This window comes from Dactylosporangium sp. NPDC049525 (genome assembly GCF_040676755.1).
In the GTDB taxonomy this organism is placed as follows: domain Bacteria; phylum Actinomycetota; class Actinomycetes; order Mycobacteriales; family Micromonosporaceae; genus Dactylosporangium.
Genome location: NZ_JBFAPO010000023.1, coordinates 70,306 through 86,798, shown reverse-complemented (window position 1 = coordinate 86,798; position 16,493 = coordinate 70,306). Strand labels below are relative to the sequence as shown.

The 16,493-nt window shown below is 73.9% G+C and carries 15 protein-coding genes and 1 riboswitch; of the genes, 7 read left to right on the top strand and 8 right to left on the bottom strand.

What is annotated here, in order from left to right; genetic code table 11:
* Positions 1-2: 2 nt before the first annotated feature.
* Positions 3-1,466 (top strand): polyprenol phosphomannose-dependent alpha 1,6 mannosyltransferase MptB, encoded by a 1,464-nt coding sequence (gene mptB, locus AB0K00_RS29455; protein WP_363526479.1) that lies wholly within the window; start codon positions 3-5, stop codon positions 1,464-1,466.
* 65 nt (positions 1,467-1,531) lie between these two features.
* On the opposite strand, the gene AB0K00_RS29450 is transcribed toward mptB, so the two are convergent.
* Both AB0K00_RS29450 and dnaG read right to left on the bottom strand, forming a co-directional pair.
* Positions 1,532-2,071 (bottom strand): hypothetical protein, encoded by a 540-nt coding sequence (locus tag AB0K00_RS29450; protein WP_363526476.1) that lies wholly within the window; start codon positions 2,069-2,071, stop codon positions 1,532-1,534.
* A gap of 130 nt (positions 2,072-2,201) precedes the next feature.
* A complete protein-coding gene (gene dnaG / locus AB0K00_RS29445; RefSeq protein ID WP_363526474.1) occupies positions 2,202-4,049 on the bottom strand; it encodes a DNA primase in 1,848 nt (615 codons plus the stop codon).
* A 121-nt stretch (positions 4,050-4,170) separates the two neighbouring features.
* Between dnaG and AB0K00_RS29440 the strand changes: the two genes are divergently transcribed.
* Together AB0K00_RS29440 and AB0K00_RS29435 are read left to right on the top strand one after the other, a co-directional pair.
* Positions 4,171-5,157: an ElyC/SanA/YdcF family protein gene (locus tag AB0K00_RS29440; RefSeq protein WP_363526471.1), complete on the top strand. Its 987-nt coding sequence runs from the start codon at positions 4,171-4,173 to the stop codon at positions 5,155-5,157.
* Positions 5,158-5,314: 157 nt separating this feature from the next.
* Positions 5,315-6,772, top strand: a complete 1,458-nt coding sequence (locus AB0K00_RS29435) for a polyprenyl synthetase family protein (RefSeq protein WP_363526469.1) — start codon at positions 5,315-5,317, stop codon at positions 6,770-6,772.
* A 481-nt stretch (positions 6,773-7,253) separates the two neighbouring features.
* On the opposite strand, the gene AB0K00_RS29430 is transcribed toward AB0K00_RS29435, so the two are convergent.
* The 3 genes from AB0K00_RS29430 to AB0K00_RS29420 all read right to left on the bottom strand — a co-directional run bounded on the left by AB0K00_RS29430 (position 7,254) and on the right by AB0K00_RS29420 (position 11,135).
* Entirely contained in the window at positions 7,254-7,955 is a 702-nt protein-coding gene (locus AB0K00_RS29430) for a hypothetical protein (RefSeq protein ID WP_363526466.1), read from the bottom strand.
* A gap of 193 nt (positions 7,956-8,148) precedes the next feature.
* Positions 8,149-8,292, bottom strand: a riboswitch (cyclic di-AMP (ydaO/yuaA leader).
* Between the two features lie 46 nt (positions 8,293-8,338).
* Complete coding sequence (locus AB0K00_RS29425) at positions 8,339-9,877, bottom strand: diguanylate cyclase (protein WP_363526463.1); 1,539 nt, start codon at positions 9,875-9,877, stop codon at positions 8,339-8,341.
* A gap of 34 nt (positions 9,878-9,911) precedes the next feature.
* Entirely contained in the window at positions 9,912-11,135 is a 1,224-nt protein-coding gene (locus tag AB0K00_RS29420; RefSeq protein WP_363526460.1) for an FAD-dependent monooxygenase, read from the bottom strand.
* Between the two features lie 69 nt (positions 11,136-11,204).
* Here AB0K00_RS29420 and AB0K00_RS29415 point away from each other — a divergent pair, with 69 nt between their 5' ends.
* Both AB0K00_RS29415 and AB0K00_RS29410 read left to right on the top strand, forming a co-directional pair.
* Entirely contained in the window at positions 11,205-12,101 is an 897-nt protein-coding gene (locus AB0K00_RS29415) for a TetR/AcrR family transcriptional regulator C-terminal domain-containing protein (protein WP_363526458.1), read from the top strand.
* A 106-nt stretch (positions 12,102-12,207) separates the two neighbouring features.
* On the top strand, positions 12,208-12,864 hold the full coding sequence (locus tag AB0K00_RS29410; protein WP_363526456.1) for a hypothetical protein: 657 nt from the start codon (positions 12,208-12,210) through the stop codon (positions 12,862-12,864).
* Here AB0K00_RS29410 and AB0K00_RS29405 read toward each other — a convergent pair.
* Genes AB0K00_RS29405 through AB0K00_RS29395 form a run of 3 tightly spaced genes read right to left on the bottom strand, consistent with a single transcriptional unit; the run spans position 12,828 to position 15,038 of the window.
* Positions 12,828-13,943: a sensor histidine kinase gene (locus AB0K00_RS29405; RefSeq protein WP_363526453.1), complete on the bottom strand. Its 1,116-nt coding sequence runs from the start codon at positions 13,941-13,943 to the stop codon at positions 12,828-12,830. The genes AB0K00_RS29410 and AB0K00_RS29405 overlap by 37 nt on opposite strands.
* Positions 13,940-14,641: a response regulator transcription factor gene (locus tag AB0K00_RS29400; protein WP_363526450.1), complete on the bottom strand. Its 702-nt coding sequence runs from the start codon at positions 14,639-14,641 to the stop codon at positions 13,940-13,942. The genes AB0K00_RS29405 and AB0K00_RS29400 overlap by 4 nt, the downstream gene beginning before the upstream one ends.
* 31 nt (positions 14,642-14,672) lie before the next feature.
* The gene (locus AB0K00_RS29395) at positions 14,673-15,038 is read right to left on the bottom strand and encodes a helix-turn-helix domain-containing protein (RefSeq protein WP_363526447.1); all 366 of its coding nucleotides are present in this window, start codon (positions 15,036-15,038) and stop codon (positions 14,673-14,675) included.
* 65 nt (positions 15,039-15,103) lie between these two features.
* Here AB0K00_RS29395 and AB0K00_RS29390 point away from each other — a divergent pair, with 65 nt between their 5' ends.
* Positions 15,104-15,613, top strand: a complete 510-nt coding sequence (locus AB0K00_RS29390) for a hemerythrin domain-containing protein (RefSeq protein ID WP_363526445.1) — start codon at positions 15,104-15,106, stop codon at positions 15,611-15,613.
* A 7-nt stretch (positions 15,614-15,620) separates the two neighbouring features.
* Positions 15,621-16,490 carry an LLM class flavin-dependent oxidoreductase gene (locus AB0K00_RS29385; protein WP_363526442.1) on the top strand — a complete coding sequence of 290 codons (870 nt, stop codon included), beginning with the start codon at positions 15,621-15,623 and terminating at the stop codon, positions 16,488-16,490.
* Positions 16,491-16,493: the final 3 nt, after the last annotated feature.

The window sequence follows — 16,493 nt, the reverse complement described above, 5'->3', positions numbered from 1 at the left end:
TGGTGAGCGTCAACCCGCGCTGGCTCGGGCTGGCCGCCACCGTCCTGCTCGCCGCCAGCGGTTTCCTGGCCGGCAAGCCGGTGCCGCACGACGGCGCGTGGCTGCTCGGGGTCGTCGTGTGGTTCGTCGCCCTCGCGATGCTGATCCGCGCCTGGTGGGCCCTGCGGGAGGAGCCCGACCAGCGAAGCGTGCTCGTGACGGCCGTGCTCTGGAGCGTGCCGCTGCTGTTCGCGCCGCCGCTGGGCAGCCACGACGTGTATGCGTACGCGTGCCAGGGCCAGCTCTTCAACGCCGGCCTGGACCTCTATCAGGTGGGTCCGGCCGCGCTGCCCTGCACGTGGCTGTCCGACGTGCCGGAGCTGTGGCGGGAGACCCCGACGCCATACGGTCCACTGTGGATCGCCGTCGAGGGCGCCGCGGCCTGGCTCGCGCACGGCAGCCTGCCCGCCGTCGTCCTGCTGCTGCGCGTCGCCGCGGTGCTCGGCCTGTTGCTGTGCGTCGCCGCCGTGCACCGCCTGTCCCGCGGCAACGCGCTGCTGGCCGCGAGCCCCCTCGTCCTGGTCCACGTCGTGTCCGGCGCCCACAACGACGTCGTCCTGGCCGGGCTGGTCCTGGCCGGGTTCGTCGCCGCGAGACGTGCCGGCCCCGCGGCCGGCGCCGCGTCTGGGGTCGCCTTCGGCCTCGCCGTCGCCGTCAAGGTCACCGCCCTTGCCGCCGCCCCTTTCGCCCTGCTGTTGGTGTTTTTCGCCGGTACGGCCAGAGCCCGCTGGACGGCCCCTGCGGCGTTCGCCGGGGCGGCCGGTGCCGCGTACGCGATCCTCGCCCTCCTCACGGGGCACGGCCTCGGCTTCCTGCACGCCCTCGGCTCGACCAGCACGATGGTGCAGTGGTTGTCCGTCCCGACCGGCGTGGGCATGGCCGCCGGCTACGTGCTGCGGGTCGCCGGCCAGCCGGAGTCGTTCGCGACGGCGGTCGCGGTCGCGAGGGCCGCCGGCCTGCTGGCCCTCGCCGCGATCCTCCTGGCGCTGTGGTGGCGGGCCGCCCGGACCCTGGCCACGCTCGACCGCCGCGCGCAGGACGGCGGCGCGACCGGACGCCGCGGGCAGGACGTGGTGCTCACGGCGGCGGGCATCGGCATGCTCGCCGCGGCGGTCCTCGGCCCGGTCTTCTACGCCTGGTACGCGATCGCCGGCATCGCCCTGCTCGCCGGCACGGCGCTCACCGGCCGGCTGCGCACCGTCGTGCACGTCGCCGCCGCCGGGCTGCCGCTGCTCACGCTGCCCGACAGCCTCGGCCTGGCCACGAAGACGAAGGTCCCCGGCGCGTTCCTCGACGTCGCTCTCGTCGTCGCCGCCGTCGTGCACCTGCTCCGCCGCCGGCGAGCCCGGCCCACGCCGACGCCCGCGACCCTGTCTGCCCGGCCGCCGGACGCCCCCGCGGCCGCCGAACGCGTCGACCGCAGCTAGACCCGCCCGACCGCCGGCAAGGTGGACGGCGGGTCAGGCGGACGGCGGGTCAGGCGGACGGCGGGTCAGGTGGTGGCCGGGGTGCCGAGGGACTCGCGGGCGAAGGCGACGAGTGCGGCCGTCTGTTCGGCGACGCCCGGGGCGGCCGGGTCGACACCCTCGTCGTAGCGGACGGTCCAGCGCACGCCGTCGATGCCGCTGATCCGGCGGCCCACGACACGGACGCCGAAGCCGGCGGCGAGCGGGTGGTGCGAGGTGTGCGCGATCGACTTGTTGACGCGGGTGCGGACCTGCTCGGGCACCCGGTCGGGGTCGAGCAGGGTGACGACCAGCGGCGGCAGGTCCTCCATCACGACGTAGTCGCCGGGGCCGTCGACCGGCAGCTCGCGGGCGGCGATCAGGGTCAGCTGCCGGCCCGACCACGTCGCCTTGTGGATCTCGTGCCAGCCGAGGCGTTCGCCGGCGCCGGGGAGCCACAGGCCGAGGTTGGTGACGACCACGACGTTGTCGCCGGTGGCGCCGGCCCACGACAGGACCCGCTCGTCGACGGCGAGGTCGGGCCGCTGACCGGCCGGCAGGCGGCGCTTCTTCAAGAAGCCGAACACGACGATCTCCTTCTCCTGAACTGCCGGCGCCGCACGCGGCACCGCCGAACCGCCGGCTCCGCGGGCGGCGCCGCCGAACCGGCGGCACCACCTGCCGCACCTGACCCGGGCACCCCGTCCACCTGGACGGTCACCAGCGGCTGGCGCCGCGGTCGCGCAGCGCCCTGGCGTGCTGCTCCAGGGACACCAGCTCGCTGAACAGGCGCAGATACTCGTCGGCGTTGGTGACGGGGTTGATGCGCTGCTGCTTGGACTTGAGGTCGGCGATGCGGCGGTTGAGCGCGGGCAGCTGCAGCCGCACAACCGTCGCCTCGACATAGCGCGGGTCGGGCTCGCCGTCGAGGCGGAGCGGCTCGACGGCCAGCTCGGTGACCAGGGCGCCGACGGCCGGATCGGGGCAGGCCTCGCGGACCCGCTCGATCCAGACGGCCCCGCCGGTCGCGGAGGACGCGCCGCCGGCGGCCTCGATCGCGGCGCGCAGGACCGCATAGGTGGGGTGGGCGTAGATGTCGGCGCCGATGACGTCGAACATGGGGCCGGCCAGGACGGGCTGCTGCAGGGCCAGCTTCAGCGCCTCGCGCTCGACCAGGGCCTCGGCGTTGTCGGGCGCCAGGATCTTGCGGGTCGTGGTGGCGGGCGCCTCGACGAGGCCCTTCGCGGCGGCGCCGACGGAGCGCTGGACCGTCTCGAGTTCCATGCCGAGGTCACCGGCGAGCTTGCGCGCATACTCGGGCCGCAGGGTGCGGTCCTTGATCTTCGCGACGAGCGGGGCGGTGGCCTTCAGCGCACCGACGCGGCCCTCGGCGGTGTCGAGGTCGAAGCGCTGGATGACGGAGCGCAGCGCGAAGTCGAGCAGCGGCTGCCGGTCGGCGACGAGGTCGCGCACCGCGACCGGGCCCTTGGCCATGCGCAGCTCGCAGGGGTCCATCCCGTTGGGGCCGACGGCGATGAACGTCTGGGCGACGAAGCGCTGGTCGTCCTCGAACGCGCGCAGCGCCGCCTTCTGCCCGGCGGCGTCGCCGTCGAACGTGAAGATGATCTCCCCACCGTAACCGTCGGCGTCGAGCAGGAGCCGGCGCAGGACCGCGATGTGGTCCGCGCCGAACGCGGTGCCGCAGGTGGCGACCGCCACGGGCACGTCGGACAGGTGGCAGGCCATCACGTCGGTGTAGCCCTCGACGATGACGACCTTGCTCTGCTTGGCGATCTCGCGTTTGGCCTGGTCGATGCCATACAGGACGTGGGACTTCTTGTAGAGCGGGCTCTCCGGGGTGTTCAGGTATTTCGGGCCGTCGTCGTCGTCGAACAGCTTCCGCGCGCCGAAACCGATCACGTCGCCGGAGATGTCCTTGATCGGCCACAACAGGCGGCGGCGGAACCGGTCGATGAGGCTGCCGGAGCGGGCCTCCTTGGACAGCCCGGCGGTGATCAGCTCCTGCGCCGAGTAGCCCTTGAGCCGCAGATGCTTGCTCAGCGGATCCCAGCCCTCGGGCGCGAAGCCGCAGCCATAACGCTCCGCCTCCTCGCGGCCGAAGCCGCGCTGGGCGAGGAACTCGCGGGCGAGGCGGGCGCCGGGCGAGCCGAGGTGCTCGGCATAGAAGCGGGCGGCCTCGGCGTGCGCGGCGATGAGGCGCTGCTTCTGCCCCGTCTGGCGGATCGGCGCGCTGCCCGCCTCGACATACTGCAGCTGCAGGCCGGCGCGGCCGGCGAGGCGCTCGACGGACTCGACGAACGACAGGTGGTCGTGGTCCATCAGGAACTTGATCGCGTCGCCGCCGGCGCCGCAGCCGTGGCAGAAATACACGTTGCGCGCGGGCGACACGTTGAACGAGGCGGTCTTCTCGTCGTGGAACGGGCACAGCCCCTTGAGGTTGCCGCCCCCGGCCGACTTGAGCGTCACATGCTCGGAGATCACATCCGCGATCGCGGTGCGCTCACGTACCAAGGCGATGTCCTCGTCCTTGATCTTGCCGGCCAACCGACGCCACCTCCCCAACCCGAGGGATACATCCTGCCTCGACCCACCGACAATTTGCGACTCCACACGACCGACACCACACGGGCACCACCACATCACAACGGCGTGCAATGCTGCCGCCATGCCGAAACTGCGCGACGAGCGCGTCGCTTGGCTCGCCGTTCAGGACCGGTTGCGCCACCGCAGCCGCCGCCTGGGGCCGCTGGGCTGGTTGATGACGATCGCCACCCTGGGGGCGTGGGCGGTGCTGCGGTCCCAGGCCCGGGGTGCGGCGCGGATGGCGGCGTATTCGGTCGCGGTCGACCACGTCACCGGCTATCTCGACGACGACGAGCGCGAGGCGCTGCGCACCGACCGGCGGGTGCCGCCGTGGTTCCTGTTCGAGGTCGAGCGGGCCAGGTGGGCGGCGCGCGGTAGGCAGCGGCTCCCCGCCGGCCGGGAGACCCGCCTGGAGCGCCGCCGCCGGATCCTGCTGCGGGTCGTGCTCACCGGCAGCGTCGTCGCGGCGCTGGTGCTCGCGCCGACGGTCTGGGTGCGGGCCGCCTCGCTGGGCCGGATCGGACCGGCCGCCGACGCGCCGGCCGCCGACGTGGCGATCGTGTTCGGCGCGCAGGTGGCGCCGGGCGGGCAGGTGCCGATGCCGTTCCTCAAGGGCCGGCTGGACATCGCCGCGCGACTGCTGACCAGCGGCAAGGTCAAGGCCCTGCTCATCTCGGGCGACGCGCAGGGCGGCTCCGGCAACGAGGTCCGGGTCATGCGGGACTATCTGGCCGGTCAGGGCGTCGACCCGGCGAGGATGGTGGTCGACCCGCACGGGCTCGACACCTATGACACGTGCCGCCGCGCCCATGACGTGTACGGGGTGACAAAAGCCATCCTCGTGAGCCAGGAGCTGCACCTGCACCGCGCGGTCACCCTGTGCCGGCGGCTCGGGGTCGACGCGTACGGGGTACCCGCGCTCTGCGACGGCTGCCGGCGGGTGACGATCTGGTACAACACGGTCAGGGACGTCGCCGCCGGCCCGAAAGCCGCGTGGGAGGCACTCCGGCACCGGCAGGCGGCAGTCGTGTCGCCACCGGATCCGTCGCTGCAGGAAGCCACCCGATGACCCGCCCACCATCGTGGGTTTTGGGCGTGTCCGGCGGGCACCACCGGCATACTTGACCAGTCCACGGCGCCGGCATCTGATCGGCGCCTGTCTATGGTCGGATCCGACGGGTGGTGCGTTTTCCGGTGAGTTTCCCCTGCCTGGCGGTGTCCGACTGATGGTCACCGTGCTGCGCACTGTCGACGACGTCCTCGCCTGGGCCGGCCTGCTGGTGGAGCCACCGCTGCGCACCGCCGTCGGCCGGCTGCCCGCACCGTCGCGTGACGTGGCGGAGCTGCAGCTGGGAAGGCTCGACGAGGATCCGCCAGGGGTGCGTATGCGTGCCGCGCTCAGCCTGGTCTGCGCCGGCGCGGTCGGTGGTGACCCGCACGACGCGGTGGCGGGTGCCGTCGCGGTCGAGCTGGTGCACCACTGGTCGATGCTCCAGCGTGACCTGTTCGACGGAGACCTCACCCGCCGGCACCGGCCGACGGCGTGGAGCGTGGTCGGCCAGCACCCGGCGACGCTGGGCGGCGAGGCGATGCTGGCGCTCGCGTTCGACGTGGCCGCCACCGGCGACCCGACCAGGCGGGTGCCGCGCCCATTGCGCCAGGCCACCCGGGACACCCGGACGATCGGTGACACCCGGTTCACGGGCGACGGGCCGCTCGCCGGTGACCGGCGCGGCGGCGGCGACCGGCGAGCCGCGGGCGACGGGCCGCGCGAGCTGGACCCGCAACCGGCTGGGGAGACGCAAGCGACCGGCGGCACACCCGCGACCGGCGCCGCGCCGCTCGTTGCCGGCGGCGCGGCCGCGACCGGCGGCCCGTCGGCAACAAGCGGCGCGACGGCCAGTGGCGGCGCGCACGTAACGGGTGGCGCGCATGCGAGCGGTGGCACGCAGGCGACTCGCGGGGCGTACACCGGCCGCCATGAGCGCGCGACCCGCGACAGGTTCGTCGAGCGGGACGGTGCCCCGGACCCGTGCGCCGACGGTGGGCGGCAGCCGTCCGGGGCGGCACCCGTCGACCGGGCCGGCGTGCGCGTCCTCGGCGACACCGTCCAGCAGCTCCTGCACAGCCAGCACACGGCGCTCGGCACCGCCGTCGACCCGACCACCGGCCGCCGGTCCGGCAATGACCTGCTACGGGAATGCATCACGGCGGTCGAGCAGCGCAGCGGCGCCCTGCTCGGCTGCGCGTGCGCGCTCGGCGCGATCGCCGGCGGCGGTGACCCGGTACGGGTGGACCAGCTGCGGCTGTTCGGCGTGCGGCTGGGGCTGGCCGTCCAGTTCGCCGAGGACCTGCTCGGCATCTGGGGCGACCCGGCCGTGACGGGCCGGCCGACGTTTCCGGACCTGCGCCGCCGCCGGCGGTCGCTGCCGGTCGCCGCGGCGCTCGCGGCGGGCGCCGACGAGCTCGCGGACCTGCTGCGCCGGGACGACCGGCTGGGCGAAGCGGAGCTCGAACGCGCCGCGAAGGTCATCGAACGCTCCGGCGCCCGGTCATGGTGCGTCCAGCAGAGCGAGGACCTCCTCGCGCAGGCGCTGCTCGCGCTCGACCTGGCGATCCCCGAGCCGGCGGCGGTCGCGGAGCTCGTCGCCCTGGCCCGCTGGGCGACCCGCCACCCCGCCTGACCCCGGCCCCGCGCCTGCTCCCAGCCCTGAGCCGGCCCCGGCACTGAGCTGCCCCCGGCACTGAGCTGCACCCCGGCCCCGCGAGGCCCAGCCGCGCCCGGCCCGGTCTGCCTGACCCCGGCCCTACGCCTGGCCCAGCCGTGAGCTGGCCCCCGGCACTGAGCTGCACCCTGCCCCGCGAGGCCCGGCCGCGCCCGGCCTCGACCGACCCTGGCCCCATTCGGCCCGACCCCGCCCCGCCCGGCCCGGTCTGCCTGACCCCGGCCTACGCCTGACTCCGGCCCTGAGCTGCCCTCGGGCCCGCGCCTGCCCTCGGGCCCGCGCCTGACCCCGGCGCCGCCTGACCCCGGCACCGACGAGACCGGGCCCGGCAAAGACACCCGGCCGAGACCCGGCCGAGGCGCCCGGCAAGGACCGCCTACAGGCACGCGCGGCCGGCCCCGCGACGAGCGGGGCCGGCCGGCATCGACCGTGGACCGGGTCAGCTGAGCGCGCGGACCACCTGCTGCGCGCGCCCGACGTGCTTCTGATACGCACCCGGGAACGCCGAGCGCTGCACCGCCTGAGCGGCCGCCGTCACGCTCATCCGCTGCCACCCCTGCACCCGGGACAGCGCGTTGTAGAACAGCTTCGCGGAGTGCGACGGGTCCATCAGCTCCGCCACCGTGCCCCAGCCCTGGCTGGCCCGCTGCTGGAACAGCCCGACCGAGTCGTGGTCGGAGGAGACGCCCTCATGCGGCAGCCGCAGTGACGACGGCACCGCGTCGCTGGCGACGTTGTAGAGGTTGCTCTCCTGCATCGCGGTCGCGATCGCGATGACGAGGGCCTGGTCGGGCATGCCCTGCGCCCTACCCTGCCGCACGATGAGCGCGGCGTTGCTCATCTGCCGCTGGTCCAGCCCGGCGACCGGCCGGACGACCGGCGGCGCCGGCGGCACGGCCGGCGCGGCCGGCACCGCGACCGCGAGCGGCCCCGGCGACGATTTGGCCGCGCCCCCCGACGCGGACCCCGACGGGGACGCGCCGGCAGACCCGGCAGCAGATCCGGAGGGGAACGGGGACGCGGACGCGACGGCGCCGGGCTCGGCATACGCGGAGCCGGCGAACATCGACGGCGAGTCGGCGGGCACGGTGGCCAGCAGCGTGGCAGACAGTACGGCGACCGAGACGGTCCCGGTCTTCACGACGAACGCCGGCCGGCGATGTCGTGGCTGAAACTGGCGTGGCAATGACTTCACTACTGAAATTCCTTCTGGAGTCCTACATGGCATGCGGAAAAAGGCATGCGGTATCGGCACGGCGCCGGGCGGCGGCGTGCTGGAAGGGGGGAATCAGTGGTGAGGCGCTACGACGGCAAGCGGGCGGCCATCATCGGCAGACTCCTTCCGGTGCCGCCTACCGGGTTAGCTGACGGGTTCGGGCGGGAAGTTTCGCCCTACCGTGGCTCGGCCACGGATACACCCCAGAGGACTGTGTGGGTCCCCGGCTCGCGAAAGTCTCGCGACTCGACGGCGCCCGCCCGGCAGCACCGATGCGGCGCAGGTCGACCGGAGCGGACCTCACGACCCTACTGGGCGGCTTCGGGGCGGACCAACCGCAGCAACGGCATACCACCCGCTGCACCCGAACGATCACCGAACGCTGTCACCCGTCTGGTCACCCCTCCGGCGTGCCGCCCGCCCTTGACCAGGTACATCGCGCGATCGGCGGCGCGCAGGGCGGCACCCGCATCGTCGACCGTGTCATCGATCACTGCCACGCCGACGCTGACCCGTACCCGCATGATGTGCCCCTGGTGCGTGATCGGCGCGGAGACGGAACGTTCGAGGCGGTCGACGAGCGCCCCGAGGTCGGCGACGGTGACGTTGGCGGTGAGGACGACGAACTCGTCGCCGCCGAGCCGCGCGACCGTGTCGGCGGGCCGGACCAGGGAAACGAGGCGGTGCGCGACGGCGACGAGGACCGCGTCGCCGGCGTCGTGGCCGAGGGTGTCGTTGACGACCTTGAAGTCGTCGAGGTCGCAGAAGAGCAGCGCGCTGACGACGGCCTCGGTGCGGGCCCGCCGGATCGCGGTGGCCAGGGGCTCGGCGAAGGCGTCGCGGTTGACCAGGCCGGTCAGCGGGTCGCGGGAGGCCCGCCGGACGAGGTCGGCCTCGGTCGCCTTGCGGTCGGTGATGTCCTGCACCTGCGTGATCGCGAAGGAGGGCGAGCCGGCGACGATCGACATCGTGGCGGAGACCCAGATCGTCTCGCCGTCGCCGCGTACGCAGCGGATCTCGTGGTCGCGGATCGATCCGGTCCCGCCGGCGAAGACCTCCCGGCTGTGGTCGAGGTCGTCGGGGTGGATGACGTCGCCGAAGCGCATCGAGACGAGGACGTCCTCGTCCCGGCCGAGCAGTTCGCACAGGGCCGGGTTGACCCGGATGAGCCGGGTCAGATCCGCGCCCTCCATGCCGATCATGCACATGCCGGTGCCGGCGCCGTTGAACGCGAGCCGGAACGCGGCCTCGCTGGCCTCCAGGTGCTGGCGCTCCTGGCGCAGCGCCTCGACCAGGTTGGCGTTGTTGATCGCGATGCCGGCCTGCGCGGCGAGCATTTCGAGGAGCTCCCGCTGGAACGCGCCGGGGCGTTTGCCGTCCGCGGGCAGGTCGACGCTGAGGATCCCGACCAGCGAACCGTCGGGCGCGCACAGCGGCGCGAACAGGGCGTCGAGCGGGTGCCAGCGCTCCTCGTCGGGGACCTCGTCCGCGCCTTCGGCCAGGGAGGGGATCCAGGACTGGATGCCGTTGTTGTGCCGCTCGTGCGGCAGGAAGCGCAGCTGTCCCCACTCGTCGGCGTCGGCGAGGTGCGCGTCGAACTCGGCCGCTGGGTAGCGCACACCGAGCAGTTCGGCGCGGGCCTCCTCGGGGCCGGCGATCGCGACCGCCTCGTAGACACCCTCGGGATGCAGGTAGTTGACCACCGCGGCGCCGAACCCGACGCTCTCGACGACGGCCTCGGCGATGCGGTGCAGCGTCTCGGCGACGGTGCTGCCGGTGTTGATGCGGCCGGTGATGGTGTAGACGGAGCGGATCGCGGCCATCGCCATGTCCCGATCTCGATCCACGGCTGCCTACCCCGATCCGGCCGACCCTGCATCCTCACATCGACGCATCACCTCCGATCCTAAGCAAATGTGCGTCGTCCATGCAGAGTTCGAACGCTTCGGAGGCGCGCTTGGCGTCTCTGGTCATGAGTTCGAAGATCCAATGCCGCCACGGTACGTAGGGCAGCATGCGGATGCTGAGGTCGCGCAGCCACACCTCGCGGGCGGTCTTCGGCGCGAACCCTTTCGCCGGCGCGAGGGCGGCCCGCTGGTTGACCTCGACGAAGTCGCGCAGGACGGTGTCGTACCGGGCGAACGCCGCCACGTGGTCGTCGCCGGCGGCGGCGAGCTCGCGGGCCAGGACGTAGGCGCCGACGAGGGCGAGGCCGGTGCCCTGCCCGGTGAGCGGCGACGGGCAGTAGCCGGCGTCGCCGACGAGCGCGACCCGGCCCCGGGTCCAGGCGTCCATGCGGACCTGCGCGTTCGGCGCGTAGTAGAAGTCGGGCGCGGTCCGCAGGTGTTCGAGGAGGCGCGGCACGTGCCAGCCGCAGCCGGCGAAGGCGTCCGCGACCTGCCGGCGCTGGGCGTCTCGGTCGCGGTGATCAACGCCGCCGCCCCCGCCGAAGAGCAGGTTGACCTTGATCGTGGCGTTGCCCAGGTCGGTCTTGACGCTCGCGACCCGGCCGGTCGCGTTGTGGATCAGCTGCCAGCGTTCGATGCCGAGCTCGTTGGGGGCGGTGAAGATCGCCATCCGGCTGCCGAGGTCGTGCACGAACCGCTCCGGCGGCCCGAACGCGAGCGCGCGGACCCCGGAGTGCAGGCCGTCGGCACCCAGGACGAGGTCGAAGCCGCGCGAGGCGCCGCGGGTGAAGGTCACCCGCACCCCGTCCGCGCCCTGGTCCAGCGCCGTGACCGTGTCCCCGAAGATCCATTCCACGCCGTCGGGCACGGAGTCGTACAGCAGGCGCGTGAAGTCGCTCTTCATGATCTCGATGTCGTCGGGGCTGAGCACACCGAAGCCCAGCGGCAGCGTCGCGATCCGCTTGCCGGTGGCGTTGACGAAGCTGGTGCCGAGCGTGTCGGTGCCGGCGCGCCGGGCCGGCTCGGCGACGCCCATGCGCTCCGCGACCCGCAGGGCGGTGCCGCGCACGTCGATGGCATAGCCGCCGTCGCGCACGGCGGGCGCCCGCTCCACCACGGTGACCGTGTGCCCGGCGTGCCGCAGCCAGAATGCCAGCGCCGTCCCGGCGACGCTCGCACCCGAGATGAGAATGTCCATGCGTACATCGTACGAACACTGTCAACAGGCAATTCACGTGTATGTGCACTAGTGCACTAGGATCGGTTCGTGACCGAAGCGCACTACCTGCGGATCGCCGGGCTGATCCGCGACCGGATCCACGCCGGCGACCTGCGGACCGGCGACCGGGTGCCGTCGACCCGCGAGATCATCCGCGAGTGGGGCGTCGCGATGGCGACCGCGACCAAGGTGCTCGGCGCGCTGCGCCAGGAGGGGCTCGTCGAGGCCGTCCCGGGCGTCGGCACCGTCGTGGCCCGGCCGCCCGCGTCCCGGGAGCGCCGGCCCGCGCACCGCGAGCAGGTCGTCGCCGCGGCGATCGCGATCGCGGACACCGACGGGCTGGCGGCGCTGTCGATGCGGCGGGTCGCCGCGGCGCTGGGGATGCCGACCATGACGCTGTACGGGCACGTGGCCGGCAAGGAGGAGCTACTGGTCCTGATGACGGACGCGGCGTTCGCCGCGTCGCCGCTGCCGTCGCCGGCGCCGGACGGCTGGCGGCGCCGCCTGGAGACGGTCGCGCGGTTGCAGTGGTCGATCTACCGCAGGCACCCGTGGGCGGCGGAGGTCATGTCGTTCACCCGGCCGCCGATGGCGCCGCACGCGATGGCGCACACCGAATGGGTCCTCGCCGCGCTGGACGGGACCGGTCTGCCACTGCCCGTGGCGATGCAGACCGCGATGATGCTGGCCAACCACGCCCGCGGCACCGCGGTCAACCTCGAGTGGGAGGCCGGCGCCGAGCAGGACAGCGGGGTCACCAACGAGCAGTGGTTCGCCGCGCAGATGGGCCGCTTCGGCGAGATCGTGGCCGGCGGCGACTATCCGATGTTCGTCCGCCTGGCGCAGGAGCCGCCCGGCGCCGTCGACTTCGGCCTGGACACGCTGTTCGAGTTCGGCCTGGCCCGCCTCCTGGACGGCCTGACGGCGCTGATCCCGGACCGCTGAAGGTCAGCCGCGACGCTGACCCGGTCAGCGTCGCGGCTGACGACGGCACGGCGGCGCCCGGCCTACGGTTCCGGCTCGACACATCCGTTCGAGCCGAAAGGTCGTCATGCCACACAAGCTTCGACGTCTCCTGGCCGGGGCCTGCCTCGTCGCCGCACCGCTGCTCTACGTGGCGGGGCTGGTCGTCGACCCCGCCCTGCGCGCCGGCGACGCCGCCGACGGGGCCTACGGGCGCCACCCCGGGCAGGTGTCCGTGAGCGCCGCGCTGCTGCACTGGAGCTGGGTGCTGCTGGTGCCCGGCATCATCGGGATGATCCACCTCGTGCGGCGGCGTGCGGTGCTCTTCGGGCACGTCGCCGGGGCGGTCGCTCTTCTCGGCGTGGTCAACTTCTCCGCGCTGATGCTCGGCGACTTCTTCTACGCCCGGCTCGAGGCGGACCTCGGCACGGCGGAGGGTGACCGTCTCGCCGACGCGGCGTTCGCGGCCGGCGGTGCGCTGTGGGGCTTCCAGGTGCCGGGGTTCCTCGGGCTGCTCGGCGTCCTGTTGCTCGGCCTGACGCTGGCGTACGACCGGCAGGTCCCGTGGTGGGCTCCGCCCGCGATGGTGGCCGGGATGCTCGCCGGGCCGGTGTACCCGATCGGCATGATCGCCGGAAGCCTGCTGTACATCGCCGGCGCGGGCGTGATCGGCGTACGGATGCTGCGGATGAGTGACGCGGAGTGGGCTCAGGCGCCGAGCGGGAACGTCGCGGTGACCGTGTAACCGCCGCCGGCCCGGGCCCCGGTGTGCAGGGTGCCGCCGTGCAGCGCGACCCGCTCCCCCATGCCGGCCAGGCCGTGCCCCGGCGTCGCGCCGCCCGGGGACGCGCCGGCCCCGTCGTCGCGGACCTCGACGGCCAGCGTGTCCGGGGTGAAGCCGATCGTCACGTCCACGGTCGCCGCGCCGGCGTGCTTGAGGGTGTTCGTCAGCGCCTCCTGCACCACGCGGTACACGGCCAGCCCGAGCGACGGCGGCAGCGGCCGCGGCGTACCGGTGGTGACGACCCGGACGTCCAGGCCCGCCGCCCGCAACGGCCCGGCGAGGTCGTCGAGGCGGTCGAGCCCGGCCGGGGCCCGCCCGTCCCGCAGGACGCCGAGCAGCAGCCGCAGCTCCTCCACGGTGTCCCGGCCGGCCCGCTCGACGCCGCGCAGCAGGTCGCGTTCCCGGTCGCGGGCGGGGTCGGCGGCCAGCAGCATCCGCACCCCGCCGGTCTGCAACGTCATCAGGCTGACGTTGTGGGAGATGACGTCGTGCAGCTCGCGGGCGATGCGGGTGCGTTCCTCGGTGGCCGCGGCCGCCGCCCGCTGCGCCATCCGGATCGTCCGGGACGTCTGGTGGCGCAGCAGGATCCCGCTGCCGTAGGCGACGCCCATGAAGATGGCGCCGATCAGGCTCTCCGCGAGGTCCTGGCCCGGCAGGGTCTGCAGCAGCGCGTAGGCGGCGAGGACGACGAGGACGCCGGCGGCCCGCACCCGAGGCCCGGCCGGCTGGCTGCCGACCGTGTGCACCAGGATCAGGTTCGAATAGAACTGCCAGGCCGCGAGGGGATAGTCGTCGTCGGTGACCGCGACCCGGAACGCGGCCGACAGCGCGGTCAGCGCCGCGAGCGTCCCGACCGGCGACCGTCGGCGCAGCAGCAGGAGCACCCCGGCGGCCAGCGCACCCGCGGCGACCAGGTCGGGCCGGTGGATCTGCCCCGGGCCGGGGCCGGCGCGCCCGTACGCCTCGACGACGCCCGCCCCGCCGACCGCGAGCGCGAGCACGGCGTCCAGCCACGACGGCCGCCAGCGTGGCGCCGTCATCCAGCCGGGCCGGAGCCGGTGACACCGGGGCTCGTCACACCGGGGCTCACGAGACCCGCCTCGTAGCCGTACACCACCGCCTGGATCCGGTCGCGCAGCCCCAGCTTCTGGAAGATCCGGCCGACGTGGGTGCGCACCGTCGCCTCGCCCACCAGCAGCCGGCCGCCGATCTCCGCGTTGGACAGCCCACGGACGAGCAGCTCCAGCACCTCGCGCTCCCGGCCGGTCAGCGTGCCGAGCTCGGGCGCCGGCACCGGCTCCGGCCGGGCGGCGAACGAGGCGATGACCCGCGTCGTCACCGCCGGGTCGATGAGCGCGTCACCGGCCGCCGCGACCCTGACCGCGTCGACGAGCTGCTCCGGCGGTGACACCTTGAGCAGGAACCCGCTGACCCCGAGCCGCAGCGCCGCGTGCAGGTGCTCGTCGGTGTCGAACATGGTCAGCAGCACGATCTTCGGCGGGCGCGGGTCCGCGAGCAGCTGCCGCGCCGCGGACAGGCCGTCCAACCGTGGCATGGCGATGTCCATGACGAGCACGTCGGGGCGCAGCCGCCGGGCCACCGCGACCGCCTCGACCCCGTCGGACGCCTCGCCGACCACGGTGATCGTCGCCGCCGCGGCGGACTCGACCACCAGCCGCAGGCCGGCCCGGATCATCGCCTGGTCGTCGGCGATCACGAGCCTGACCTGCTCCGACATGTGTGCAGGATAGCGGGCGCCGGTGCCGCGGTCAGATCACCTCGGGGTGCCGCATCGACCATGCGATGAGCGGCTCCAGGGCCCCGATCAGCTCGGCGGCCGCGGCCGAGGGCGCATAGAGCACCTGCACCGGGGTGCTCGGAATGACGGAGCGCTCCATCAGCCCACGCTGCTCGAGCTCCTTGAGCCGCTGCGCCAGCACCCGGTCGGAGATCCCGTCGGCAAAGGCACGGTACTGCCCGAACCGGCGGGCTCCCCGCAGGCCCGCGAGCAGGATCATGCCGACCCAGCGCCGGCCGACGAACTCCAGCGCCGGCTGGAACGCGCGGCACGAGGCGTCGCTGGGCGTGGTGTCGAGGTCAGCGGAGTCGAGAGGAGCATGCACGATCGAGGTCACTTACCAAAGGTTAGTAGCTAATACCGTCTTTGCCCACCGCCGCGCCGCTCCGGACGCTGGAGGGCATGGCACAGACACAGGCGGCCCACAACCCGCTCCTCGCCCAGCTGCAATGGGTGCACGACATGGTCCGCCGCGATCTCGCGGCGGTGCGCGAACTCGCCAGGGAGGTCTCCCGCGGCGCGCCGGCATCAGGGATCCAGGAGGGGGTGCGCGGGCTGCAGACGCGGGGCGGGCTGTTCCAGCTCCGGGTGAACTGCCTGCGCTACTGCGCGTTCGTCCATGAGCACCACACCAACGAGGACGTGGCGCTGTTCCCCGCCGTGCGCCGCTCCGCCCCGCAGCTCAATGCGACCGTCGACCGCCTGGAAGCCGACCACCGCGTCGTCGGCGGTCTCCTCGACGAGATCGAGGCGACGGCCCGCGTCCTGGACGGCGACGACACGGCCGCCCGGACCCGGCTGGTCGAGGCCCTCGAGACCTTGTCGGCGCACCTGCTGGAACACCTCGCCTTCGAGGAGAAGGCCCTCGCGCCGGTCCTCGCCTCCTGGAAGACGTGGCCCTTCCATGGCTGACGGTTCCATGGCTGAGCGGCCCCTGCGCTTCGGCGTCTCGATCACACCGGACGCACATGACCTCGCCGGTGGCGTCACCCTGGCCCGGGCCGCCGAGGCCGCCGGGCTCGACCTGATCGCGGTGCAGGACCACCCCTACCAGCCGGGCCATCTCGACGCGCCGCTGTTCGTCGGCCACCTCGCCGCCCGGACCGACCGCGTGCGGTTCATGACCGGCGTGGCCGATCTGGCGCTGCGGCCCGCCCCGATGCTGGCCAAGGCGGCCGCGACGCTGGACGTGCTGACCGGCGGCCGGTTCGAGCTCGGCGTCGGCACCGGCGGCTTCCCGGACGCGGTCGCCGGCATGGGCGGCACACCGTGGCGGGGCGCCGCGGCGGTGACCGCCGCCGGTGAGGCACTGCGGATCCTGCGGGCGGCCCTGCGGGCGGACGCGCCGGTCGTCCTCGACGGCGAGCACCACCGGGTCGGCGGGTACCGGCCGGGCCCGCCGCGGCCCGTGCCGATCTGGCTCGGCGCGCAGGGACCGCGGATGCTGGGCGTGCTCGGCGCGCTCGCCGACGGCTGGGTCAGCCCGCTGAACATCTACGTCCCGCCCGCCGAGGTCCCGGCCCGGCAGGCGGCGATCGACGCCGCCGCCGAACGGGCCGGGCGCGACCCGTCGGCGGTGGGCCGGCTGTACAACGTGCTCGGTGCGATCGGCGCGGGCGCCGGTCAAGGGCTCAGCGGGGACAGTGCGACGTGGGCGCGGGTGCTCGCCGGGTGGGCGCACGACCTGCGGTTCGACACCTTCGTGTTCTGGCCGGTGGCGGACCACGTCAACCAGGTCCGCCGGTTCGCCGACGAGGTCGTCCCGCGGGTACGGGAGCTGACCGGGTGAACC

What these genes read in the sequence shown, in the direction of transcription:
- AB0K00_RS29440 (WP_363526471.1), top strand. Translation starts at nt 4,171, where the DNA reads ATGCCGAAACTGCGCGACGAGCGCGTCGCTTGGCTCGCCGTTCAGGAC.
- AB0K00_RS29435 (WP_363526469.1), top strand. Translation starts at nt 5,315, where the DNA reads ATGGTCACCGTGCTGCGCACTGTCGACGACGTCCTCGCCTGGGCCGGC.
- AB0K00_RS29420 (WP_363526460.1), bottom strand. Translation starts at nt 11,135, where the DNA reads ATGGACATTCTCATCTCGGGTGCGAGCGTCGCCGGGACGGCGCTGGCA.
- AB0K00_RS29410 (WP_363526456.1), top strand. Translation starts at nt 12,208, where the DNA reads ATGCCACACAAGCTTCGACGTCTCCTGGCCGGGGCCTGCCTCGTCGCC.
- AB0K00_RS29405 (WP_363526453.1), bottom strand. Translation starts at nt 13,943, where the DNA reads ATGACGGCGCCACGCTGGCGGCCGTCGTGGCTGGACGCCGTGCTCGCG.
- AB0K00_RS29400 (WP_363526450.1), bottom strand. Translation starts at nt 14,641, where the DNA reads ATGTCGGAGCAGGTCAGGCTCGTGATCGCCGACGACCAGGCGATGATC.
- AB0K00_RS29390 (WP_363526445.1), top strand. Translation starts at nt 15,104, where the DNA reads ATGGCACAGACACAGGCGGCCCACAACCCGCTCCTCGCCCAGCTGCAA.
- AB0K00_RS29385 (WP_363526442.1), top strand. Translation starts at nt 15,621, where the DNA reads ATGGCTGAGCGGCCCCTGCGCTTCGGCGTCTCGATCACACCGGACGCA.